At 34.2% G+C, this 23,631-nt stretch carries 22 protein-coding genes and 1 pseudogene; 5 read left to right on the top strand and 18 right to left on the bottom strand.

The window, feature by feature from the left end; all coding sequences use genetic code 11:
* Positions 1 to 80: 80 nt before the first annotated feature.
* From ACGH4F_RS07240 to mutH, 3 genes are all read left to right on the top strand, one after another.
* The gene (locus tag ACGH4F_RS07240; RefSeq protein WP_065558418.1) at positions 81 to 665 is read left to right on the top strand and encodes a Dps family protein; all 585 of its coding nucleotides are present in this window, start codon (positions 81 to 83) and stop codon (positions 663 to 665) included.
* 79 nt (positions 666 to 744) lie between these two features.
* Positions 745 to 1,293 (top strand): NADPH-dependent FMN reductase, encoded by a 549-nt coding sequence (locus ACGH4F_RS07235; RefSeq protein WP_411590631.1) that lies wholly within the window; start codon positions 745 to 747, stop codon positions 1,291 to 1,293.
* Positions 1,294 to 1,342: 49 nt separating this feature from the next.
* The gene (mutH, locus tag ACGH4F_RS07230; protein ID WP_411590629.1) at positions 1,343 to 2,014 is read left to right on the top strand and encodes a DNA mismatch repair endonuclease MutH; all 672 of its coding nucleotides are present in this window, start codon (positions 1,343 to 1,345) and stop codon (positions 2,012 to 2,014) included.
* 276 nt (positions 2,015 to 2,290) lie between these two features.
* Here the strand turns inward: mutH and argA are convergent, their stop codons facing one another.
* The 7 genes from argA to ACGH4F_RS07195 all read right to left on the bottom strand — a co-directional run bounded on the left by argA (position 2,291) and on the right by ACGH4F_RS07195 (position 10,088).
* Complete coding sequence (gene argA / locus ACGH4F_RS07225) at positions 2,291 to 3,619, bottom strand: amino-acid N-acetyltransferase (RefSeq protein ID WP_411590666.1); 1,329 nt, start codon at positions 3,617 to 3,619, stop codon at positions 2,291 to 2,293.
* Positions 3,620 to 3,952: 333 nt separating this feature from the next.
* On the bottom strand, positions 3,953 to 5,233 hold the full coding sequence (locus tag ACGH4F_RS07220) for an MFS transporter (RefSeq protein WP_411590628.1): 1,281 nt from the start codon (positions 5,231 to 5,233) through the stop codon (positions 3,953 to 3,955).
* Positions 5,234 to 5,307: 74 nt separating this feature from the next.
* Positions 5,308 to 6,507, bottom strand: a complete 1,200-nt coding sequence (locus tag ACGH4F_RS07215; protein ID WP_411590627.1) for an MFS transporter — start codon at positions 6,505 to 6,507, stop codon at positions 5,308 to 5,310.
* A 290-nt stretch (positions 6,508 to 6,797) separates the two neighbouring features.
* A complete protein-coding gene (gene aroL, locus ACGH4F_RS07210) occupies positions 6,798 to 7,310 on the bottom strand; it encodes a shikimate kinase AroL (RefSeq protein WP_411590625.1) in 513 nt (170 codons plus the stop codon).
* Between the two features lie 213 nt (positions 7,311 to 7,523).
* Positions 7,524 to 7,877, bottom strand: coding sequence for a DUF1870 family protein (locus ACGH4F_RS07205; RefSeq protein WP_267350143.1), 354 nt, complete (start codon positions 7,875 to 7,877; stop codon positions 7,524 to 7,526).
* A 153-nt stretch (positions 7,878 to 8,030) separates the two neighbouring features.
* Complete coding sequence (aroE, locus tag ACGH4F_RS07200; RefSeq protein ID WP_267360928.1) at positions 8,031 to 8,861, bottom strand: shikimate dehydrogenase; 831 nt, start codon at positions 8,859 to 8,861, stop codon at positions 8,031 to 8,033.
* Between the two features lie 327 nt (positions 8,862 to 9,188).
* Complete coding sequence (locus ACGH4F_RS07195; protein WP_220215953.1) at positions 9,189 to 10,088, bottom strand: LysR family transcriptional regulator; 900 nt, start codon at positions 10,086 to 10,088, stop codon at positions 9,189 to 9,191.
* A gap of 300 nt (positions 10,089 to 10,388) precedes the next feature.
* Here ACGH4F_RS07195 and rpmB point away from each other — a divergent pair, with 300 nt between their 5' ends.
* Both rpmB and rpmG read left to right on the top strand, forming a co-directional pair.
* Positions 10,389 to 10,625, top strand: coding sequence for a 50S ribosomal protein L28 (rpmB, locus tag ACGH4F_RS07190; protein WP_220215954.1), 237 nt, complete (start codon positions 10,389 to 10,391; stop codon positions 10,623 to 10,625).
* A 15-nt stretch (positions 10,626 to 10,640) separates the two neighbouring features.
* Positions 10,641 to 10,808, top strand: coding sequence for a 50S ribosomal protein L33 (rpmG, locus tag ACGH4F_RS07185; protein WP_025314526.1), 168 nt, complete (start codon positions 10,641 to 10,643; stop codon positions 10,806 to 10,808).
* Between the two features lie 260 nt (positions 10,809 to 11,068).
* On the opposite strand, the gene gltP is transcribed toward rpmG, so the two are convergent.
* The 11 genes and pseudogenes from gltP to ACGH4F_RS07130 all read right to left on the bottom strand — a co-directional run.
* Entirely contained in the window at positions 11,069 to 12,379 is a 1,311-nt protein-coding gene (gltP, locus tag ACGH4F_RS07180; protein ID WP_411590664.1) for a glutamate/aspartate:proton symporter GltP, read from the bottom strand.
* Between the two features lie 90 nt (positions 12,380 to 12,469).
* Positions 12,470 to 15,166, bottom strand: a complete 2,697-nt coding sequence (gyrA, locus tag ACGH4F_RS07175) for a DNA topoisomerase (ATP-hydrolyzing) subunit A (protein ID WP_411590623.1) — start codon at positions 15,164 to 15,166, stop codon at positions 12,470 to 12,472.
* Between the two features lie 100 nt (positions 15,167 to 15,266).
* A complete protein-coding gene (locus tag ACGH4F_RS07170; protein ID WP_220215956.1) occupies positions 15,267 to 15,842 on the bottom strand; it encodes an SIS domain-containing protein in 576 nt (191 codons plus the stop codon).
* Between the two features lie 15 nt (positions 15,843 to 15,857).
* The gene (locus tag ACGH4F_RS07165; RefSeq protein ID WP_267360932.1) at positions 15,858 to 16,202 is read right to left on the bottom strand and encodes a YraN family protein; all 345 of its coding nucleotides are present in this window, start codon (positions 16,200 to 16,202) and stop codon (positions 15,858 to 15,860) included.
* Positions 16,195 to 18,006 carry a penicillin-binding protein activator gene (locus ACGH4F_RS07160; protein ID WP_411590622.1) on the bottom strand — a complete coding sequence of 604 codons (1,812 nt, stop codon included), beginning with the start codon at positions 18,004 to 18,006 and terminating at the stop codon, positions 16,195 to 16,197. The genes ACGH4F_RS07165 and ACGH4F_RS07160 overlap by 8 nt, the downstream gene beginning before the upstream one ends.
* A 410-nt stretch (positions 18,007 to 18,416) precedes the next feature.
* A complete protein-coding gene (gene rlmM / locus ACGH4F_RS07155) occupies positions 18,417 to 19,499 on the bottom strand; it encodes a 23S rRNA (cytidine(2498)-2'-O)-methyltransferase RlmM (RefSeq protein ID WP_411590620.1) in 1,083 nt (360 codons plus the stop codon).
* Between the two features lie 47 nt (positions 19,500 to 19,546).
* On the bottom strand, positions 19,547 to 20,497 hold the full coding sequence (gene lpxL / locus ACGH4F_RS07150) for an LpxL/LpxP family Kdo(2)-lipid IV(A) lauroyl/palmitoleoyl acyltransferase (protein ID WP_267350157.1): 951 nt from the start codon (positions 20,495 to 20,497) through the stop codon (positions 19,547 to 19,549).
* A gap of 226 nt (positions 20,498 to 20,723) precedes the next feature.
* Positions 20,724 to 21,518 carry a thymidylate synthase gene (thyA, locus tag ACGH4F_RS07145; protein ID WP_267360940.1) on the bottom strand — a complete coding sequence of 265 codons (795 nt, stop codon included), beginning with the start codon at positions 21,516 to 21,518 and terminating at the stop codon, positions 20,724 to 20,726.
* The gene (gene lgt / locus ACGH4F_RS07140; RefSeq protein ID WP_411590618.1) at positions 21,515 to 22,384 is read right to left on the bottom strand and encodes a prolipoprotein diacylglyceryl transferase; all 870 of its coding nucleotides are present in this window, start codon (positions 22,382 to 22,384) and stop codon (positions 21,515 to 21,517) included. The genes thyA and lgt overlap by 4 nt, the downstream gene beginning before the upstream one ends.
* Entirely contained in the window at positions 22,381 to 22,953 is a 573-nt protein-coding gene (rppH, locus tag ACGH4F_RS07135; protein ID WP_065558435.1) for an RNA pyrophosphohydrolase, read from the bottom strand. Before rppH ends, lgt begins: the two co-directional genes overlap by 4 nt.
* Before the next feature lie 329 nt (positions 22,954 to 23,282).
* A pseudogene (locus tag ACGH4F_RS07130) lies at positions 23,283 to 23,453 on the bottom strand (pseudouridine synthase); the annotation flags it as partial.
* Between the last annotated feature and the right edge of the window lie 178 nt (positions 23,454 to 23,631).

Genomic DNA, 23,631 nt, shown 5'->3' with positions numbered 1-23,631 from the left:
TGGACTTTAGTTAAGACTTGGCGTAATTTGGTATAGGAAAGTTAAGCAATTTTTACAATTCACCTATAGGAGAATATTAGATGGCTAAAAGTACTACTTCCAAAAAAACGACTACAAAAAAACCGTTATCTGCCAAAAGTACAGCTACTGCAAAAAGACTACAACAATCTGCAATTTTATTTCCAACTGATTTAGGTCAAAAAGCGTCTAAAGATATCTCTGGAGCAATGAATTCTGTATTAGCAGATGTCTTTGCTTTGTATTTAAAAACTAAAAACTTCCATTGGCATGTCAGTGGTCCACATTTTCGTGATTACCATTTAATGTTAGACGATCATGGAGATCAACTATTTGCAATGACTGATCCGATTGCTGAACGTGTACGTAAATTGGGCGGAACAACGTTACGTTCAATTAGTCACATCTCTAAATTACAAAGTATTTCTGACAATAATGCAGATTTTGTTGAGCCGTCTGATATGCTTGCTGAACTTTGTCAAGATAATATTAGATTAACAGAACGAATGCGTGTTGCTCATGATATTTGTGATAAATATAATGATTCAGCAACAGCAAGCTTAATTGAAGAATGGATTGACCAATCAGAAAGACGAGCTTGGTTCCTATTTGAGACAGGACGTAAATTGGATTCATCAGGACATTAAAACACCGTAATGATCTGTAATTATTTTAAATAAGAGACACTCATGGTGTCTCTTTATTTTCAATTTAAGGGGACCCAAAATGAGTAAAAAAATTGCAGTACTCGTTGGTAGTTTACGTAAAGGTTCATATAATTTAAAAGTAGCTAAAATCCTTAAAGAAATTGCCCCTTCTTCACTTTCCTTATATTTAATCGAAATTGGCGATCTTCCCTTTTATAATGAAGATATTGATACCGATACCCCACCAGCATCTTACACTTTATTTCGCAACGAAATAGCGGATTGCCAAGGCGTGATTTTTGTCACACCTGAATATAACCGAGGTTTGCCTGCTGTGATCAAAAATGCAATTGATGTCGGCTCACGTCCTTATGGTAAAAATGTCTGGGCAAAAAAACCAGCCGCAGTGATTTCGGTCTCACAAGGTGCAATTGGCGGTTTTGGTGCTAATCATCAACTACGTCAGTCACTAGTTTTTCTAGATATGCCAACCTTACAACAGCCTGAAGCTTATATTGGTGGTATCAGTGCCGCTTTCGATGCGAATGGCAATATTTCAGAAAAAACCCGAGAATTTCTTTCATCAATTATTCAAGCTTACGCAGTATGGGTTGAAAAATTAAGCTAATCCTTTATCATTTTAGGTAGGCATAATTATTAGATGATAGCGTTTATAAATGGCAATATTTTTTCCAAGCAACGAACAAGAGTTATTAGATCGAGCAAAACTTGTTGCTGGATATACATTTGGTGAAATTGCTCAATATTTAGGCATGCCAATTCCTGACAATTTGACTAAACAAAAAGGATGGGTTGGCAATCTTATTGAAACGTTTTTGGGAGCCAATGCCGGTAGTAAAGCTGAACGAGATTTTAGTAATTTGGGCATCGAACTAAAAACAATTCCAATTGATATGCATGGTAAACCATTAGAAACGACCTTTGTCAGTGTAGCACCATTAATGGCAAATCATGGTGTGATTTGGGAAACAAGCCATGTGAAATATAAATTATCTAAAGTACTTTGGATCCCAATCGAAGGGGAAAGATCTATCCCACTTGCCAATCGTAAAGTTGGCAGTCCTATTTTATGGATACCCTCAAAAGAACAAGAACAGCAACTCAAACAAGATTGGCAAGAACTGATGGATATGATTGCATTAGGTCATGTTGAAAAAATTACAGCACATTATGGCACATATTTACAAATAAGACCTAAAGCGGCAAACGGTAAAGCTTTAACCGAAGCGGTAGGAGAAAATGGTCAAACTATTTTAACACGTCCACGTGGTTTCTATCTTAAAAAGTCTTTCACCAAGCAAATTTTACACAACGCTACTTACCAATAAATACTATCATCATTTTATTCATTATATATCAAATAGTTAGATTTTTTTAATGACATTCAAGTAATTTTAGCAATTCTAACTTAAATGTTTTTTTAATCGATTCTTCTTTCTTGTTGTTCAGTTAAATTGGTTTGTTGTGTTAATTATAAATTGAGGTAGTAAAGCATGAATACGCAAAACGAATCAATTTAACTACAACAAATAATACGTTTTTCGATATTCCCGTTGCTATTAACCAACTGATTGTATGCATTTATTCAAATCTAAGAAAAGAATTTAAATAATATCAAGCATTAAAATTTTGGAGTTACGTTGATAATTATAAAGTTGCTTTTTTTTAATCGGTAAATCATCAACTTCAGCTGGGTTAAATCCCTTTTCTCTAAACCAATGAATACTACGCGTTGTTAGCACAAAGATTTTATTGAGTCCTAAATTTTGTGCTCTACTTGCAACCGTATTAATTAACAAATCACCTCTGGATGAATTGCGATAATCCGGATGAATGGCTACACATGCCATTTCACCCATTTTTTCTTCCTGATAAGGATAAAGCGCTGCACAACCAATAGTCATATTGTCACGTTCAATAATTGTGAATTTATCAATTTCCATTTCCAATTGCTCTCGTGAACGCTTAACTAAAATACCTTGTTCTTCTAATGGACGAATCAATTCTAAAATACCACCAATATCGTTTATGGTCGCTAAGCGAATTTGCTCCGAATGCTCTTTAGCAACTTGCGTTCCTATGCCATCCCGTGAAAATAGTTCTTGTAAAATAGCGCCATCAATTAAATAGCTAACTAAATGACTACGCCTAACACCATTTCGACAGGCTTTTGAAGCGGCTTTCAAAAAGCGAGCTTCACTGGATAGATATTTACCTAATTGCTGTTTACGATTGACATAGTTGTCAGCATCGATTGGGAAAAGGTCAGTAATAACTTTACCTTGTTCATCAAGTACACCCTGCTCAGCACAAAAGCTGATTAACTTTTCAGCTTTGACTCGAATCGCCACTTCGGCAGCGACATCTTCTGAAGCTAAATTAAAGCTTTCTCCAGTCACCGATACACCAACCGGCCCTAATAACACAATTGAACCACGATTGAGTTGCTCATCAATTGCCTCATTGTTAATACGACGAATTTTACCCGTATGGCAATAATCAATTCCTTCGTCTATTCCTAAGGGTTGAGCAATAACAAAATTACCGCTGACAACATTAATATGAGCACCTTGTAATGGGGTATTATTTAAACTCATTGATAAACTGGCAGTAATATTCAGTTGTAACATGCCTGTTACTTGCTTAATAATATCCAAAGTAACGGCATCTGTAATTCGGGTGTTTTTGTGATATTTCGGCTCAATATTATGATTTTTAAGTGATTCATCAATTTGATTGCGTGCTCCATTGACAATAACCAATTTGATTCCAAGACTATACAGTAATCCAATATCACTAATAATACTTGAATAGTTATTACTTTTTAGCACAGCACCTGTTAATAGGATAACAAAAGTTTTTCCATGATGAGCATTGATATAAGGTACAGAATGCCTTAATCCTTCAACTAACTCGGTTGTTCGCTCTTTCATTTTCGCAATCACCCAAATTGAATATTTATTCATATTTTTTGTATTTTTATTTATTTGCGAACAATAATCAAGCAATATTTGATAAAATTTTAACAAGATAAAATCATAAGTTAAGTAACAAAAGAAAAACCTGTATTCAACAGTGTGTTGTTTATCAAAATATTATTAAAAGTGGTAACAAAAACAAAATCAACGTATAAAAAAAGCATACCATTATTGTATGCTTTTTAAACTGAGAATAAATTTAAGTAATGCACTAAAAAACGAGTATTATTTATTCACCGTTTTTTGTCATAATTAATATCAACATCTCCTAAAATTTCATTAAATGATTTATTTATTAATATTAAAGATTATGCGATAGCGCATTAATACGATAACCGCTAGTAATGTACCTAAACCTGCAATGATTGCATCACTTAACATGATATATCTTAAACCAAAATTTGTAGATATCCAGCCAATTAAAAAGGGAATGACTGTCGTTGCAACGCTCGATGAAGTGAAGAAAATGCCCAATACTTTACCCTTTCCTGATGGAAAAAATTCAGCCATGGTCGTTAATGCAAGCTGTAATACACCGCCTGCAGCAGTGAAACCAAGCACAAATCCTCCGACAATACACATTGTTGGTGATGGATTGAGATACAATACGATAAGCATTAACATAGATAACAGCGGATAGACAACCACAATATATACAGGTTTGATTAAACTTTTGACCAATATTGAAGTTAAAAAGACACTAGCAAGGGTACCTAGACCATACGAAGAGAATGCCTTAACCGCTCCTGCTGAATCCATACCAGCGACAGTTTGAGAGAAATCCTTTAAACATGAAGAAACCAGATAAAATGTTGCGGTAGAGGTAAAACCAATCACAATAAAACAGATACCTTCAATCCAAAAATTTGATTTATGTTTTAAAGTTGGCGCTTCTTCAGTAATGGTTTGTAAATCTTTTTCTTCTTGTTCTGGTGTGATTTTATGATTTGGGAATGGCATTTTCAGTACAACTAATGCATTTAATGCGAGAATAATACAACATAAGATAAATGACCAACCGTAATACCCTTCACTCGCCATAATAATACCCATAATGATAGGTAGTACCGATTGACCTGCGGCAATCGCTGCTTTAGTTAATATCGATGCAGAGCCAGGCGATTTTGGAAAAGCTTCCATTAATGCAGGATAAGTACCGGCATCAAGTGTTGAATTAGCTATACCGCCTAACACCGCAAACATAAAGGCAATTTCAAAACTCGGGCTAACCAAAATACCAACTAAAAAACCAATATAAAATAATCCGCCTAACGCAATGAAAGGTTTTCGCCCATACTTATCGGATAACGTTCCCATAACAAATAGGACTAGCAAGCGCCCCACGCCTAACCCCATCATGACATCATAAACACTCTTTTTTGCCTTGCCTATTAAGTCAGTTTGTTCAGGAGTAAGTGCATCTTGCGCAATATTAAATAAGTAAGCAATGTCAGGATTAAACTGAGCAGCTAAATAATCAATATTCAAACCAAGTATTATTGCCCCCATTCCATGCACAAAGTAGTTTATATATAAACAGATCGAAGTGCCTAAATATCTATTTTTCATTTATTATTTCCTGTAAAAATTAATTTTCAAAACACTAAAATAAATTTTACTCATCATGTAAATAACATTGAGTTTTAAATTTTTTTCATATCTATCACTTTGGTAAAACGGAAATAGACAATCAGCGCTAATACCACACTAGTCAGCGCAATAACAAAATCGGTCAAAATGGCATAACGTACATCAATTTTCGCTAATTTAGGTACTATCAATGGAATAACAGTAAAAGAGAATCCGCTAAAAGTATACATACAACCAACGGCAATACCTTTATGGGTTGGAAATAATTGTTGCATGACGACTAACGTTAGTTGAAGTACGCCACCTGCAGCAGTAAACCCCATTCCAATAGCAACAAAAAAACACATCTCCGAAGATATATTGAAATAGAAAAGAATGAGCACAAGAGCGGATAGAGCAGGAAGAATAATGATGCAATCTATTGGCTTTAAAAAATATTTGACTATAAATGCAGTAACAAACACAGAAATAATTGATGCTCCGCTATAATAGCTAATCAACTGGTTAGCTTCAAATTCATCCATATTCACACCTTGAACCGCTATGGTTGGCAACCATTGTGAAATGACCAAAAATGTTGCTGTGGTGGTAAACCCCATGATAATTAATAGCACACCTTCAATAGCAAATTTTGGGGTATCTTTAAAATAATTATCACTTCCTTCACACCCCGTAATAGCAATTTTTTTAGAAGGAAATTGGGTTGGTGCAAGCAATATTCCATTGATTATCAAAAATGCAGCAAAAGAAAGAAATGCCCAACCATACCAGATATGATATTCACCAAAAAAAGTAACGATAAAAGGTAATATTAATGTTCCAATTGAAATGAACGCTTTAATCAATACACTAGCAGAACCTGCTGATCGAGGAAAACACTCAGTTAATGTAGGCATAGAGCCAGTATCTAAACATGAGTTTCCAGCCCCAATAGCAATAGCGAGACAAAAGGCGATATGAATGTCAGTGCAAAACGTCATACCTACAAAAAAGATTACATAACATGCCATTCCTAAATAGATAAAAAGTTTACGACCAAATATATCTGACAAGATTCCACCAGCTAGCATCAAAGATATTTTTCCTATCCCAATACCAGAAGCAACATAGCCAAGTTCAACAATATCGGTATTGAGTTGTTTTGAAAGATCATTTGAAAATTGCATGATTACGATTAAAGCAATACTTTGTATAATGTAATTTGCGTAAATAGAGCTGACAATCCCATAAGAATTGACCTTTCGATTATCCATTGGTAGTACTCCATAGCTAAAAATTAAAAATATAAAACTATAATTGCTTTCAATATACAATCATCAATCTGAATCTAAAAGAGATAAGTATAATTTTATTGCTAAACTTTAATGTTGGTCACATTTATTTATAGATTCTAATAAATTCATAAATAGAAAAATATAGTATTGATTAATATACGAACCAAAAAATAATTTTATTCTATAGTATTTTAAGAATTTATTCTTTTTTTTTATAAAAAATGCCACATTGAATGTGGCACTTTGGAAGAAAGGAAGAAAATAGTATATTAATTCTGCAAAATTTGAAGAATTTCACTAAGAATTTGTCTTTCATCTTGATCAACATTGATTACATGATGTGCTGCATCATGATATAAAGGTAATCTATCTGCTAATACTTTTTCCATTTCATCAACGATGGATAAGCCTGTTAAGGATGGTCTTTGGGCAACATTAGGATCTTTCATTAAGCGTGCGGCTAATGTTGCCGCAGGAGCAGATAAAAAGATCACTGTTCCATTTTGTTTCATGAAGTCACGATTATGTTCAGCTAATACCATCCCACCTCCAGTTGCGATAACACGTGACGATTTGGTCGTATCAATCAGGACTTGACTCTCTCTTGCTCTGAATCCATCCCAACCTTCTTTTTCGACGATTTCTGCAACGGTTTTTTGGGTAGTTTCCAGTAAATGGCAATCTGTATCAACGAAAGAAAATGACAGCTTATTTGCAAGCATTTTTCCTATAGTTGTTTTACCTGCTGCTCTTGCACCAACTAAAAAAATTGTCTTATTCATATTGGATCCTTTCATATTTACAGATTGAAAAATATATCACTATGCTAGTGATTCACTTCAGCTTTTGCAACAATTTTTTTACATATTGTTTATCAAAACAAACGGCATTGATTTTTATAAATTTAATTTAATTTTTTATCAATTTTTTGTAAATAAAAATTTACACCCTTTATTCTGTTCACTTTATAAATTTATATTATCATCTATAATCTACTAACAAAGTTTTTCTAAACCACGAAAATAGAGTTCCGTTGCAATTGATTGATGTAAGCGCCACTGTATGACATCAAGATCTGGGTTTACCTTTTTAAATTCTTCAAATGTCATGAAATAACGAATAGTATTACTTCCTACTCTATCATTAATACTATTGATGATAATATTTACTTTATCAGTACGAAGTTTTTTTAGCGCTTTCATTGCATTAGCCACAAATTCTGGTACAGGCTCTATGCCTTTTTCCCAATCGTGCCAAGTTTTCGCATCAGTTTTACCAATATATTCGCTTGCTTCTGGCACTTTTAGCATAAGAAAACGGCGATAAGCTTGCAATTCTAGGTTAGTCATAATTACTCCTTCTAATAACAGACTAAATTTATACAATAGAATAAAAACCAATTAAAATCGAAAATTAGAATTTTTCAGCAAATTGTATAAATCGTTTATCAAACACATTTAATGATGCAAAATGGTTCAATGTATTGAATTTTTACTAAATACTTATTTTTCAGCTAAAGCATCTATAACAGCTTGTTTTGCCCGGTCAGATAAATCTTTTCCTGTCCAAATTTTGAATTGGGCATTCGCTTGACCGATAAACATTTCTCGTCCCGAAATTGATTCCCATCCCGCTTTTTCAGCTTCTTGTCTAAAACGAGTATGATATGGAGTATACACAATGTCATATGCAATACCTTTTCCTTTGAACCAAGAATATTCATAAGGTGTCTGATCTTCAAATTTACCTTTCATACCTAATGGCGTAGAATTGATAATAATTTGTGCTTCAACTTTATCACGGTCTTCCCAAGCAACCGTTTTTAAATTAAATTCTTTGGCAAGCTCTGACGGCAAATCTGTTACAATATCCGTTACAGTAATATCGGTATAACCTAGATCATGTAAGCCAACTACCGCAGCTCGAGCTGCACCACCTGCGCCAAGTAATAGCACTTTTTTGTAGTGTGGCGGTAGCTGCTTTTCTTGAAGAGGTTGCATAAAACCAACAATATCTGTGTTATCACCACAAAGCTTATCACCATCCCAATAAACCAAATTTGCAGCACCTGCTTTTTTGACATGTTCAGTCACTTCATCTAAATAAGGAATAATAGCTTGCTTATGTGGAATTGTGACACACAATCCGCGAATATTTAATAATCTTACAGATTTAAAAAGCGTAGGAATATCTTCTGGTGGTGTTGAAAATGGAACCAAAACCGCTGGAATGCCATAATCTTGAAATGATGTGGTATGAATTAGTGGACTCAAACTATGTCCTAAAGGATAACCGATAATGCCGTAAATACTATAAGGCGTGAACTGGCTCATGTAATCTCCTTGAAAGTTAGAAAATTAAACCGAATAAATAAATTCTGTCATTCATTGTATTAAAGCATATTTATTATAAAATTAAATCATTTTTTCTAAAATTATAGATACCCTTAATGATTTGTTTTATAACAATTTGTTTAATATATAGAATTTAAATTTGATGAGTAAAAGCAATGTTAAATTGTTTAGAAAATTCATCGATAATAAACTTTTTTTTATTTTTTGATGAAAATTGATCATTGATAAGGTTTATCACATCACAAACCTTATCATTATTCTGATATGCCAAATCCCCTATGATAAATTCATGCTAGTTGATAAAATTTATCGACCAAAAATCGCATCATCACTGTGTTCAATTAAGAAATGATAAAACTTCTGCGCTGCCGGTAATAACGGTCTATTTTCCATTGTCGCAATAAATATATCTCTTTTTTGATAATTTTTGCTCATTGGTACTAATGTTACATTGAACTCTTCAGGTATATGTACTCTCGGCATAATACCGATACCATAATTAATCGATACTAATCCCATCATGGCGCTTTCTGTTTCAACATGACAAGCTATGTTCGGCTTGATGCCCGTTTTATTTAACATGTCATCGATCACACTTTTCATCCCACTTCGTTCTGTAAATAAAATAAGGGGTTCGTGAATTAAGTCTTTTAAATCAAGTTTTTTACGCTTAGATAAAGGATGATCATTAGAGATAATAAAAACTAATTCTTGTTTAGTTAACTTTTGAAAATGAACATCTGGTTCATCTTGTAAACGTGAACAGATAGCTATCTCGTATTTTTTGTCTCTTAATCCTTCAATGATATTTTGTGACATTCCTTCATAAAAAGAGAAAGTAATGTCTTTATTCTCAGGTTGAGCTAAAAACGCCTTGATAATTTTTGGAATATAATTGGAACTAATAGAATAGATAAAAGCAAGTCCAATATGACCATGTGAAACACTGGTTAACTCTTTAACAAACTGTTCGCCTTCTGATAATGCCGTTAGTGCTTGTTCTACATAAGTAAGATATTGTTTTCCTTCTTTTGTTAGTTCAACATTTCGGCCTCTTTTTTGAAATAATTTAATCCCAACCTCTTTTTCCAGTTCTGATATAGAATGACTAAGGCTTGGCTGACTGATTGAAAAATATTCTGATGTTAATGTGTAATGTTGAGTTTTAGCAAGCACTTGGAAATATTTTAGTTGTTTAAGATTCATGTGATCAAACTCTCTTTACTTAGTTATACAAAAGACAGTATAGGAGAATTTTCCATTAACACAATATTTGTATTTTATTTAACTCAGTTAAATTTAAACTTATTTTTTTCTTAAACAAGATAATACTTGAGAATTTGCCGATAAAAGCGTATACTTCGCTACCTCATTATTGTGGGTGTAGTGTGAGAGGTGAAACTGCTTCTCAAATAGAGCTGCAGCAAACTAAAAGCCTGACGAGGTTAATTCCATTAACATATTACGCCCAAGGCTTAAGCATAGAAATTTTGGAGAATTATTGACATGTCACGAGTATGCCAAGTAACAGGAAAAAAACCTTTAGTAGGGAATAATCGTTCTCATGCGATGAATGCTACTAAACGTCGTTTTCTACCAAATCTTCAAACTCACCGTTTTTGGGTTGAGAGTGAAAAACGTTTTGTAAAATTACGTGTATCAGCTAAAGGTATGCGTACTATCGATAAAAAGGGTATTGATGCAGTTTTAGCTGAACTTCGTGCCCGTGGTGAAAAGTACTAATAAGGAAACCCTATCATGGCAAAAGGTGTACGCGAAAAAATTAGATTAGTTTCTTCTGCTGGTACAGGTCATTTTTATACCACTAGCAAAAACAAAAGAACCATGCCTGAAAAAATGGAGATCAAAAAATACGATCCTGTTGTTCGTCAGCATGTTATCTATAAAGAAGCTAAAATCAAATAGTTTTAGATAAATACCAAAAACCCAGCAAAAGCTGGGTTTTTTTATGTTTATCGATTACCTATCATTATCAAATTAAACTTCTATTAATAGTCCATATGTATTCTTCTATTATCTACATGGATAATTAAAAAATATTGATTGTTACAAACTATCACATAAACAGAATATTAATGAAGATAAGCATTTACCACTTAAATTCAATTATAAAAAAAGCTCCAGTTTTTATCCTGAAGCTTTTTGGAAAGTTATAAAACTATTTTTTATTTTAAATATTGCTGTTCATATGCTTGGGCTTTTTTATCATCAAATACATGTTCCCAGCGAGCAATAACAATAGCCGCTAAGGCATTACCAACCACATTAACCACGGTGCGCCCCATATCTAATATACGCTCAACCCCCATAATATAACCAATGCCGTCAAGCGGTATTCCAACACTACCTAATGTCGCAGAAAGCACCAAAATTGAAGCTCCCGGTACACCAGCAATCCCTTTCGATGCAACCATTAGTGTAATAACAACAATAATTTGATCGAGAATCGACAATTCCATACCGAAAAGCTGAGCTAAAAAGATAACAGTGATACTTTGATATAATGTTGAACCATCAAGATTAAATGAATAACCTGTTGGAATAACAAAGCTGGTTATGGATTTTGGCGCACCATAGGCTTCCATCTTTTCAATAATTTTAGGTAATGCAGTCTCTGAACTCGCTGTTGAAAAGGCAATAACTAACTCTTCTTTTAATATTCGTAAAAGTTTAAAAATACTGAATCGGCACAATTTACAAACAAGTCCTAAAACGACAATTGTAAATATAATCATTGCCGAATAAACCGTAACAATAAGTTTGAATAATGGTAATAAAGATTCAAAACCATATTTTGCCACCGTGACAGTAATAAGTGCAAAGACACCTATCGGCGCATAACGCATAATCATATTGGTCACTTTGAACATGGTATCAGAAACAACTTTTAAGAAAAATACGAAAGGTTCTCGTTGCTTATCAGGTAAAGACATAAGTCCTAAACCAAAAAATACGCAGAAGAAGATCACAGGTAAAACAGCACCATCACTCATTGCTTTAAAGATATTAACAGGAATCATCTCTAAAATCATGACGATTAAGCCATGTGGTTTTTCGCTTTGTTCTTGAGCTGCTTTAGCAAAATTACTGACATCAGTAGTTGCTAAAGTTGAAGAATCAATACCAGCCCCAGGTGTAAATAGATTCCCCCAAAGAAGCCCCAACAAAATAGCAATAGTTGTGATAATTTCAAAATAGAGAATTGTTTTAAAGCCTAAAATACCTAATCGCTTTGAACCGCCAATGCCTGCAATACCTAAGGTTAATGTGCTTAGTATAATCGGCAATACGATCATTTTAATTAAGCGAATGAAAATTTCCCCAGCTGGTTGAAAGACATTAACGATTAAAAATTGGTAATCCGAATACAAAGGATGGTTTGAATCAGAAAGTTCGAACAGATAAGCACCTACAGCCACGCCTAGAATTAATGCTATTAAGATTTGCCATGCAAGATTTGATAATATTTTTTTCATTAAAAATGACATCTAATACTATTCCTTTTTGAGGTTTTCTAAAATAAAAAAGGACTAGCTATATAACTAATCCTTCTTAATAATTAAAAATTATTCTTCGGACTCCTGAGCTGAATTATCCAGCTCGTCTCTCTGCTGCGATGATACTGATTCCACATCATCATCTTCGGTTTCAGCGATTCGTTGCAGACCCACAACTTTTTCGTTATCGGCTGTGCGAATCAATCTTACACCTTGTGTATTTCGACCGACAATACTTACTTCTGAAACGCGTGTGCGTACTAACGTTCCGGCATCAGTAATTAGCATGATTTGATCAGTTTCATCCACTTGTACAGCACCAACCACAGCGCCATTTCGTTCACTGACTTTAATCGAAATCACCCCTTTTGTTGCCCGAGATTTTGTTGGATAAAGCTCTTGTTGAGTACGCTTACCATAACCATTTTGCGTTGCGGTTAAAATCGCACCATTGCCTCGAGGGACGATAAGTGACACTACTTTATCATCACTTTCAAGTTTAATGCCACGCACACCTGCAGCGGTACGCCCCATTGCTCGAACTTTATTAGCAGGGAAGCGAACAACTTTACCATTAGCAGAGAACAGCATGATGTCTTCCGTATCTGAAACTTGAGTGATTTCATCATCATCTGACTCAATGTCTTCATTCACTACATCATCATTCAGTTCTTCATCATCAATGGCTGGTGATTCATTACTCGTTAAATCGACACCGATTAACTCATCATCATCACGTAAGTTGATTGCAATAATTCCACCACTACGTGGGCGACTAAATTCAATAAGAGAAGTTTTCTTCACCGTTCCTTGAGCAGTCGCCATAAATACGCAATGTTCATCGTCAAATTCCCGAACGGGTAAAATTGCGGTGATACGTTCATTTTCTTCAAGTGGTAATAAATTAATAATTGGACGACCACGAGATCCTCGACTTGCCTCAGGTAATTGATAAACTTTCATCCAATATAAGCGACCACGGCTTGAGAAGCACAAAATAGTATCATGGGTATTAGCAACTAATAATTTTTCAACAAAATCTTCTTCTTTGATTTTGGTTGCTGATTTACCTTTACCACCACGACGTTGAGCTTCATAATCTGAAAGCGGTTGATATTTCACATACCCTTGATGAGAAAGGGTAACAACAACATCTTCTTGTGCAATCAGATCTTCAATATTGATATCTGCACTACTTGCCGTAATTTCCGTTCGTCTTGCATCTTGGAACTGATCGCGTATCGCTTCAAGCTCTTCACGTATCACCTCCATTAATCTTTCAGGACTTGCCAGAATATATAATAGTTCACCGATTTGAACTAATAACTCTTTATATTCATCAAGAATTTTTTCATGTTCAAGTCCGGTTAAACGATGCAAACGAAGATCTAAAATTGCTTGAGCTTGCGCCTCAGAAAGATAATAGTGACCATCACGGATACCGAATTCTGGAGCCAAATCTTCTGGACGAGCAGCATCATCGCCTGCTTTTTCAAGCATTGCCGCGACATTTCCAAGTTGCCAAGCTTGAGATAAAAGTTTACTTTTTGCTTCAGCTGGTGTTGCAGCTGCTCGAATTAACTCAATCACAGGGTCAATATTGGCAAGTGCAATCGCTAAACCTTCTAATACATGAGCACGTTCACGGGCTTTACGCAATTCGTAAATAGTACGGCGTGTTACAACTTCACGACGATGTAGCACAAAAGCTTCAATCATTTCACGTAAATTTAACAGTTTTGGTTGACCTTTATGTAAAGCCACCATATTGATACCAAACGAGACTTGTAATTGGGTTAATGAGAAAAGATTATTCAGTACAACTTCACCCACCGCATCTCGTTTAATTTCGATGACTATGCGCATGCCATCTTTATCCGATTCATCACGCAAAGCAGAAATGCCTTCAACTTTCTTATCTTTAACTAATTCAGCAATTTTTTCGATGAGTTTTTTCTTGTTAACTTGATAGGGTATTTCATTAACAATAATCGTTTCACGACCACTGTGATCATCAACTTCAATGGTTGCTTTAGAACGAATATAGATAATTCCACGGCCAGTACGATAAGCATTTTCTATGCCTTTTCGACCGTTTATTAATGCTGCGGTTGGAAAATCTGGCCCCTGAATATGTTCCATTAACCCTTCAATGGAAATATTTTCATCTTCAATATAAGCAAGGCACCCATTAATAACTTCTGTAAGGTTATGCGGTGGGATATTGGTCGCCATACCTACTGCAATTCCTGATGATCCATTAATTAATAAGTTAGGAATACGTGTTGGTAACACATCAGGAATCATTTCTGATCCGTCATAGTTTGGTGAAAAATCGACGGTTTCTTTATCAAGATCTGTCAGTAATGCACCTGCAAACTTTTGCATACGAATTTCGGTATAACGCATTGCTGCTGCCGAATCACCATCAACCGATCCGAAGTTACCTTGACCATCAACCAGCATATAACGCAGTGAAAATGGCTGTGCCATACGTACAATTGTGTCATAAACAGCTGAGTCACCATGCGGATGGTATTTACCGATTACATCCCCAACTACACGAGCTGATTTTCGATAAGGTTTATTCCAATCATACCCCGCTTCATGCATGGCAAATAAAACACGTCGGTGAACAGGCTTTAAGCCGTCACGAACATCAGGCAGTGCACGCCCGACGATTACAGACATAGCATAATCAAGGTAAGAGGATTTTAGTTCATCTTCAATGTTAACGGGAGTTATTTCTTTGGCTAGTTCGGTCATAACACCAAGTTCTCTTATTAATATAAATCATTAAAACAGCTTATAATTATAGCATATTATTCGCTATTATTGCAGAACTAAACTGTTTTTATTTTCATTATTAAGTATGATTAAACAAAGTATTTTCAATTAATTGGCATAAACAGTTTAAAATCATAGCATGCATCTCATAAGCCATCACTTTTTTGTAGGTCGGAATTCTAATTTCAATATCATTTTGACCTAATAAACCTATTACCTCTCCACCATCAAAAGCCGTTAGAGCAACAATTTTCATATCTTTAATGACCGCTTCTTGTACAGCTCGGATAATTGCTTTACTGTTCCCTTGGCAAGTTGCCACGATTAATATATCACCTTGTTGCCCCAATGCTTGTATTTGGCGTGCATAAATCTCTTCATGATTTTTAATCGCACTTAATAAAACATTATCAGACACTAAAGCGATAGCGGGGATACTAGGTCTTTCAATATCAATACTGGTAATTAATCGAGAAGTAAAACTTTGGACATTCGCAGCCGAAGAGCCATTACCACAACTCATAATTTTATTACCATTAAGTAATCCTTCAACGATGATGTTAGCGGCTTTTTCAATTGACGAACCTAAGGATTCAGCCATCACAATTTGTGTTTGAATACTTTCTGTAAAATAATTTTTGATTAAGTCTTGCACGTTTTCACCTAAATATTAAAACGCATTAATAATCCATTGTTGGCTTTTACCAGTAATAGCAAAAACATCAAAGCGAAACTCAGTTTCTTCAATATTCAAATTTTGCGCAATCATCCAAAGTTGCGCTGCCTGTTTAATTTTATTTTGTTTATTAGGCGTTATTGTCATTTCTGCATGACCAAAATGGGCATTTTTTCGATAGCGCACTTCTATAAAAACAAGGCATTGTTTGTCACGCATAACCAAATCAAGTTCCCCAAAGCGAAATTGACTATTTTTAGCTATAAGCGTTAAACCTTGCCCAAGCAGATACTGGCAAGCAATATTTTCAAAATGCTCGCCAATTTTTTTTCTATTCACTAATCGGTTCTGATTTAGTTGAGCTATTAGAATATTGTTGCCATGATAATGCGCGCGTTATTTCGCATTGTTCTGACGTTGATAATTTACCTGTCATTCCATCTAAAAAATTAGTTTGATTTGAACTTAATTGATTAAAACGATTTGCTAAACGCCAAGCATCTATTCCCATTGCATAAACACGCATTAAGGAATAATCCTTCTTAATACTGTCCGGCAACTCGATCGAGGTATCAAGTTGATTAGAAATGAGCGGAATTTCAGCATATTGCGTTTGATTTAAATCATAGTAGAAGTCATTAGATGCATTTGCGACATGACTTTTAGAACTTGAATACAGCGCAACACTCGCAGATGACGAGTGACCAATCGGTTTATCAGCTCCCATATCCAACATCGGTTTGATCAACGTTAATTCATCGTATGAGGAATAAATATAAATAGCATCAAAATCAGTAAAATTATCAACTAAACTTATTGATTCAGATGGCATATCAGTAAGAACAATAGGCTCACCAACAAGTTCGATACCAACATTTTTATTCATACTATCACTTAATGTTTTAGCATTTCCAAAATACTGGACATAAGCTGGTGAACTGTTAACTGAAAGTTGAGACCACTGTTTTGCAAAATTTTGTGCTACGCGTTTACCAAGTTCATTTTGTGGGACTAATAACAATGGTTTTAGTTTATTTTGTGCAAATATATGATTAGCTGCATCTTTTGCTTCATCTTCAGGCGATAATGCAAAATAACACATCTTGTTGCGGGTATCTGATTTATTCTCAACTTTATTCAATGCTAATACAGGAATACCTGGCGCCAATTGCTTGATATAGTTAACATCACCTTTTAATAAAGGCCCTACAATTAATTCTACATCTTTATCTTTAGCTTGTTGAATTAATTTATCTAATGAGGCACTTGCTGTATCAAACGTCACAATATTTTGTTGTGGTTCTTGTGGATAAAACTTCATGGCATCAAAATAACCTTGACGAATTGTTTCACCAAAAATATGTGAAGTTCCACTTAACGGTAATAACAATGCCACTTTTTTGCCTTCATTATCAACACTAAGTGTTTGTTCTCCCGTTAACATTGAAATAACACCATTACCAGGATGGTTAGGATATCGTGTCGCCCAATCATGAAAAGCCTGTTTTAAATTTTCATTGTCAGAAGCACCAACTAGTGTAGTTGTTTGATAAGCGATACTTAATTCAATCCAACCTTGTAATGTGGTTTCATTAGTACCTACAGCAATTTTATCCATTTGATCGCTTCTTAACTTACTGAAAAAATTCCATGTACTACTTAATATTTGTTGACGCTGATCTTTCGATGACCATTTTTCTAATTCAATATAGTCATGTGCTTGAGCATTAATATTTTTTTTGTCTAAAGCTAATTTGATGGAGTAATATCGATATAACTGTGAATTATTAAGCTCGTTAATAGATAAGGTATCAAGCTTAAATCGTTTTCCTGTTCTAACTGCGATTTCACCTTGAGATAAAATTTTATCTATTTTTTGTTCCGGATTGAGATCTGTCGACAACTTAGAAAGTAGTGTGTTAGCTTGTGAAAGCTTGTTTTCTTTAATTAATGCCCGAATAGCTAACAATTGCCAATTTGTTTTAGCTTCTCCAGAACTTGCTTCGACTTGTGAAAGATAATAACTCGAATCTTTGCTTTCATCAAAGCCAGAACCGTTTTTTGAAAAGCTCCCTGAACATCCAACTAAAAATGCTAATAATACTGAAATTAACATTGTGTAAAATGAGCGTTTTATATTCATACCTATTCTCGTGTAATTTGTTGTCACTAAATTCGTTGTTAATTCATTGTTACTTAGTTTGGTTATGATAATGTGTTTAATTTAACTTCAAAAATAATCTATTTATTTTCAATTTATAATGACTTTTTAGTAAATTTGATCGTGCTAATTTATCGCATTTTTACTTGGGATATAGAAGAACACAACTATTTTCGCTTTATTATCTATTTACCGCGATTTGACCGCTAATTACATTACTCATTGATTTAAATCAGAACATATATCAATCAATATTAAGCTTTTTCGTTACATATATAAAGCTATAAAGACAACAATATATAAACTATTTTGATGACTAATAAAGTATATTCTTTTACCTAAAAAATTAGCTTAGTTTAACTAACTACAGTCAATTAAAGAATTAATTATTTTTATCCCCAAATTCGTTGTACATGAACGGTAATTTCTTCTCGATCATGATAAAGCTGTTTTGCTTGAATTTGAACATTAATTTGATTGTCATTTAATATGTTATTGAGCAATTGTAAATTTTGTTTTACTTCTTCATAACGCTTTTTCATGGGTAATTTCAGATTAAAAATTGTTTCTCGACACCAACCATTGATAAGCCATTTAGTTATTAATTCTGTCACCTTAGTCGGTTTCTCAACCATATCACAAACTAACCAATAAATATTATGCTTTTTAGGCATAAATTTAAAGCCATCTTCTCGAAAATGTTTAACTTGTCCTGTTTCCATTAATTTCGGATTCATTGGACCATTATCAACGGCATAAACCATCATACTTCGTTTGACAAGCTGGTATGTCCATCCTCCCGGACAAGCGCCTAAATCAACAGCATTTAATCCACCTTTTAGTCTTTCTTCCCATTCTTCATAGGGAATAAAGATATGAAACGCTTCTTCAAGTTTTAATGTGGAACGGCTTGGGGCATCAACTGGAAATTTTAACCGAGGTATCCCCATATAGAACGGTGAATTATTTTCACTTAGTGAATAACCAACATAACAACTATTATTATTTAGAAATAACACATGAATAACAGGGCGGGTTGGATTTTGGACTTTTAATAAAATCCGATGATTTCTTAACGCTTGCCGAAGCGGAACAGTAAATTTGCGACAAAACCCCGCCAACGCTTTTCCTTCATTAGTATCTGCCACTTCAACTCGCAAATCGCCGGCTTTATCAATACATCCCGTTAACGCTTCAACAATAGGCGTAATACGATCATCTGTTGGCAAATCAACTAATCGATCGCCTGTAACAAACATTTGGCGTGCAAATATAAGTGTTCTAAAAGGTAACGCTTGAATTAAGCGTTGAGCATCGCCATTTTGATAGCATTCAAAAACAACATAGCCACTATTATCGTTAACTTTAGCAAATCCAAAGATCTCTTTTTGAGCCGCTTTATCTGTGATTTCAGCGGCACACTCTTTTTCAAAACCAATACGGCAATAGAGAATAATCTTATTTAATTTTTGCATATTGTATCTTTAACTCTTTTTTCAAAAATCCCAAAAAAATAGCTGTATTAGTCGGATTGAACACTGTCTGTATATAATGGTGCTTCACCTTTTGGACGAGTTTTGAATCTTCGATGTAACCACATATATTGCTCTGGCGCTTTTAAAATTTCTTGCTCAATTGCTTTATTCATAAACGTTGCTGCTTGCACATCATCGTCCATCGGAAAATCAATAAGCTGGGATGTAACATAAACAGTATAATGCCCATTTTTTTCACGTTTGGGGGTAAAAGGGATAATTGCAGGTTGACCAAGTTTAACCAAAATACGCGTACCTATTGTAGTTGCTGCCTTTTCGACAGAAAAGAAAGGCGCAAACACGCTGTTTTTAGGCCCATAATCATGGTCTGGTGCATACCATAATAATTCACCATTTTTTAATGCACGAATCATTCCTTTGGTGTTATATCGTTCTAACATATATTTATTAGACTTTAACCTACCTTTTAACTGCACGTAATCCATAACAGGATTATCATTTGGGCGATACACACCAACTCCAGGATGATGCATACCTAAAATACGAGCACCTAATTCTAATGTGAGAAAATGAATACCGATTAGTAATACACCCTTTCCAGCCTGCTGTATTTGAGTAATATGCGAATCGCCAACAATAGAGGATTGTTTAGCTAATCGTTTATTTGACCAAAACCAAGCCATACCCGTTTCAAAAATCGCTAAACCGGTTGATATAAAATTTTCACGCAACATCTGATCACGTTCTTGCTGTGATTTTTCGGGGAAACAGAGCATTAGATTTTGTCTTGCTGTTTCTTTACGTTTGCCAATTATTTTCATTGATAGCAATCCTAACCCTTTACCTAATTGATAAATAATTGGATATGGCAATAACACGATAAGATATAAAAGACCAATCCCAAACCATGTTAACCAATAACGCGGGTGTAATAAACGTTTAGTAAAGATTGGGCGAATTTCCTGATTTTGAGTCATATAAAAATTAAGTTATTATCAATAACAAAGTGGACTATTATATACTATATCTTGGTTTTGGTGGCAGAAAAATCAAATTACTAACTTAACAATGACATTCATTTCTCATAATGCTAATTGTTAACATGAGGATTAAAAATTAAAATTAGGGATTAATCAGATTAATCCCAATATATTAGACAACTTAATTTGTAAAATAAAAATCAGTTGAAGTAATTTATTCCGATTAAACAGCCACAGGTGCTTTAATAGCGGGATAAGGGTCATAATCAACAATTTCAAAATCTTCAAATTCGTAATCAAAAATTGTGGGTGGCTTACGTCTAATTTTAAGCTTTGGTAAAGCTCGAGGTTCCCGGCTTAGCTGTAAATGCGTTTGTTCCATATGATTTGAATATAAATGGGTATCGCCACCCGTCCAAACAAAATCACCCACTTCTAGATCACATTGTTGAGCAATCATATGCACTAATAATGAATAGCTTGCTATATTAAACGGTAAGCCTAAAAATACATCACATGAACGCTGATAAAGTTGGCATGATAGTTTTCCATTGGCAACATAAAATTGGAAAAAAGCATGACATGGTGCTAATGCCATTTGATCTAACTCTCCAACGTTCCATGCAGAAACAATCATACGTCTTGAATCGGGATCTGTTTTGATTTGTTGAATTAATTGCGATATTTGATCAACTTGCCTACCGTCAGCTGTTCCCCATGCTCGCCACTGTTTTCCATAAACAGGGCCTAAATTGCCATTCTTATCCGCCCATTCATCCCAAATAGTCACTTTATTATCTTGTAAATACTTGATATTAGTATCACCCTTTAAAAACCAAAGTAATTCATGAATAATTGAACGTAAATGGCATTTTTTTGTAGTTACCAGTGGAAACCCTTTTTGCAAATCAAACCTCATTTGATAACCAAAAATTGATAACGTACCCGTTCCTGTGCGATCTGATTTAGGCGTACCCTCATTTAAGATTGTTTTCATCAGGTCTAAATATTGTTTCATGAATTTCTCGCTTTTTGATTAAATCGATATGCATATAACATAATTAAAGCACCACCTAGTATCATAGGTAGACATAAAATTTGCCCCATACTAATGATGTTGAAAAATAAGCCTAATTGTTCATCAGGTTGTCGATAAAATTCAATAACAAACCTAAATAAACCGTAGCATAGTAAAAATAATCCAGATACAGATCCTGTTGGCCTTGGCTTTCTAATAAACAGATTTAAAATAATAAATAAGACAATACCTTCAAAAGCCATTTCATATAATTGGGAAGGATGTCTTGGAAGTATGCCATGCAATTGAGTATACAGTTCTTTCCATTCAGGATGTGATTGAACAAACATGAAATCTGCATGTGATGATGTAGGGAACAGCATCCCAACTGAAGAATGAGTCACACGCCCCCATAGTTCGCCATTGATAAAATTACCAAATCGCCCAAACATTAAACCTATTGGCACTAAAGGTGCGACGAAATCGGCAACTTGCATAAATGTTTTGTGGTTTATTTTAGCAAAAATTGCAATAACACAAATAGCCCCAATCAATCCGCCATGAAAAGACATCCCGCCTTCCCAAACTTTAAATAATGATATGGGATCGTTTATAAAAACATTAAAATTATAAAAGAGTACATAACCTAATCGCCCACCCACGAAAAGACCTAAAAATCCCCAAAACAGTAAATTTTCAACTTGTGGAACAGTCCATTGGCTATTTGTTTTTTTTGCTCGCCTCTTGGCTAAAAAAAGGGCACCTAATACCCCAAAAAGGTACATTGCTCCATACCAGTGTAAAGATATAGGTCCAATTGAAAAGGCAATTGGATTGAAATTTGGAAACTGTAAATATTGATTCATCTTTTAGTTCGCTGTTTATTTTTACGTTTATGAACAAAATAATTGGATTTTTTTTTGTTTGAACTGTTTGTTGCTTGTACATCCACTTCAGTTTGTATGGCAAATACGGGTAATGAAAATTCTTTCATGGCTCTGCGATATACATCACGTTTAAAAGAAATCACTTGTCGAATTGGATACCAATAATTGACCCATTTCCAATCATCAAATTCAGGTGTAGAAGAAACATTGAGATTAATCACTGAATTATCAGAAATTAACTCTAATAAAAACCATTTTTGTTTTTGACCAATACAAACAGGTTGATTTTCCCAACGAATCATACGTTTAGGTAATTTATATCTGAGCCAACCATTGGTAACAGATAAAATTTTTACATCTTTAGGTAATAATCCGACTTCTTCGTTCAATTCTCGAAACATTGCCTGTTCAGGCGTTTCGTTTTGTTTTATTCCGCCCTGAGGAAATTGCCAAGAATTTTGCCCATAACGACGAGCCCAAAGTACTTGGCCATAACGGTTACAAATAACTATTCCTACATTTGGACGGTAGCCATCATTATCAATCACTGACTACCTCAAAAAATCTATTTCATATGGCTAAATTGTTTCATACATACAGCAATAAATAAATAGAAAAATGCTATTAATCGAGAAATATGTTATTAAACAGATTAGTTTTAACCATTTTCAGTAGTGCTATTGTTTCTATAAAAACTGTTTTTTGAATGACTAAAATTATAAGATAAATTAGAATATTAATGAGTTAAATGATTGTTAAATTATATTAAAACAATAATTTGAATTTAGATAGATGATAAAGAAAGGTAACATCAATAGTGTTTGGTTGAAAAATAGGGATAACTTACACCTTTCAAAATACACCTACTTTAATCAAATACATTACCATCGTTTGTTAATAAAAGTAATCCTTCACTGTCAGTATCTAATCGTCCAGCAGGATAAAATTTGGGTAATGAGATAAAATCTTTCAATGTTGGATACTTTTCATGCGCTGAAAATTGAGACACCACATTAAATGGTTTATTAAAAGCGATTAATAAGCTCATCTCAAATCATATCCCTTTCTGTCGTCAGCTTGGTTAAGTTTAATTATTTCTAAACCATCAATAGCAAAAAAGCCCAGCATCTCTGCTGGGCTCTCGCACTTATTTAAAAGTCTGGCGGCACCCTACTCTCACATGGGTAATACCCACACTACCATCGGCACTACGGCGTTTCACTTCT

Origin of the sequence: Gilliamella sp. CG35 (assembly GCF_046635745.1) — a bacterium.
Lineage (GTDB): Bacteria > Pseudomonadota > Gammaproteobacteria > Enterobacterales > Orbaceae > Gilliamella > Gilliamella apicola_I.
Note: the sequence above shows the minus strand (reverse complement) of the source record. Positions and strands in the feature narration are given on the sequence as shown.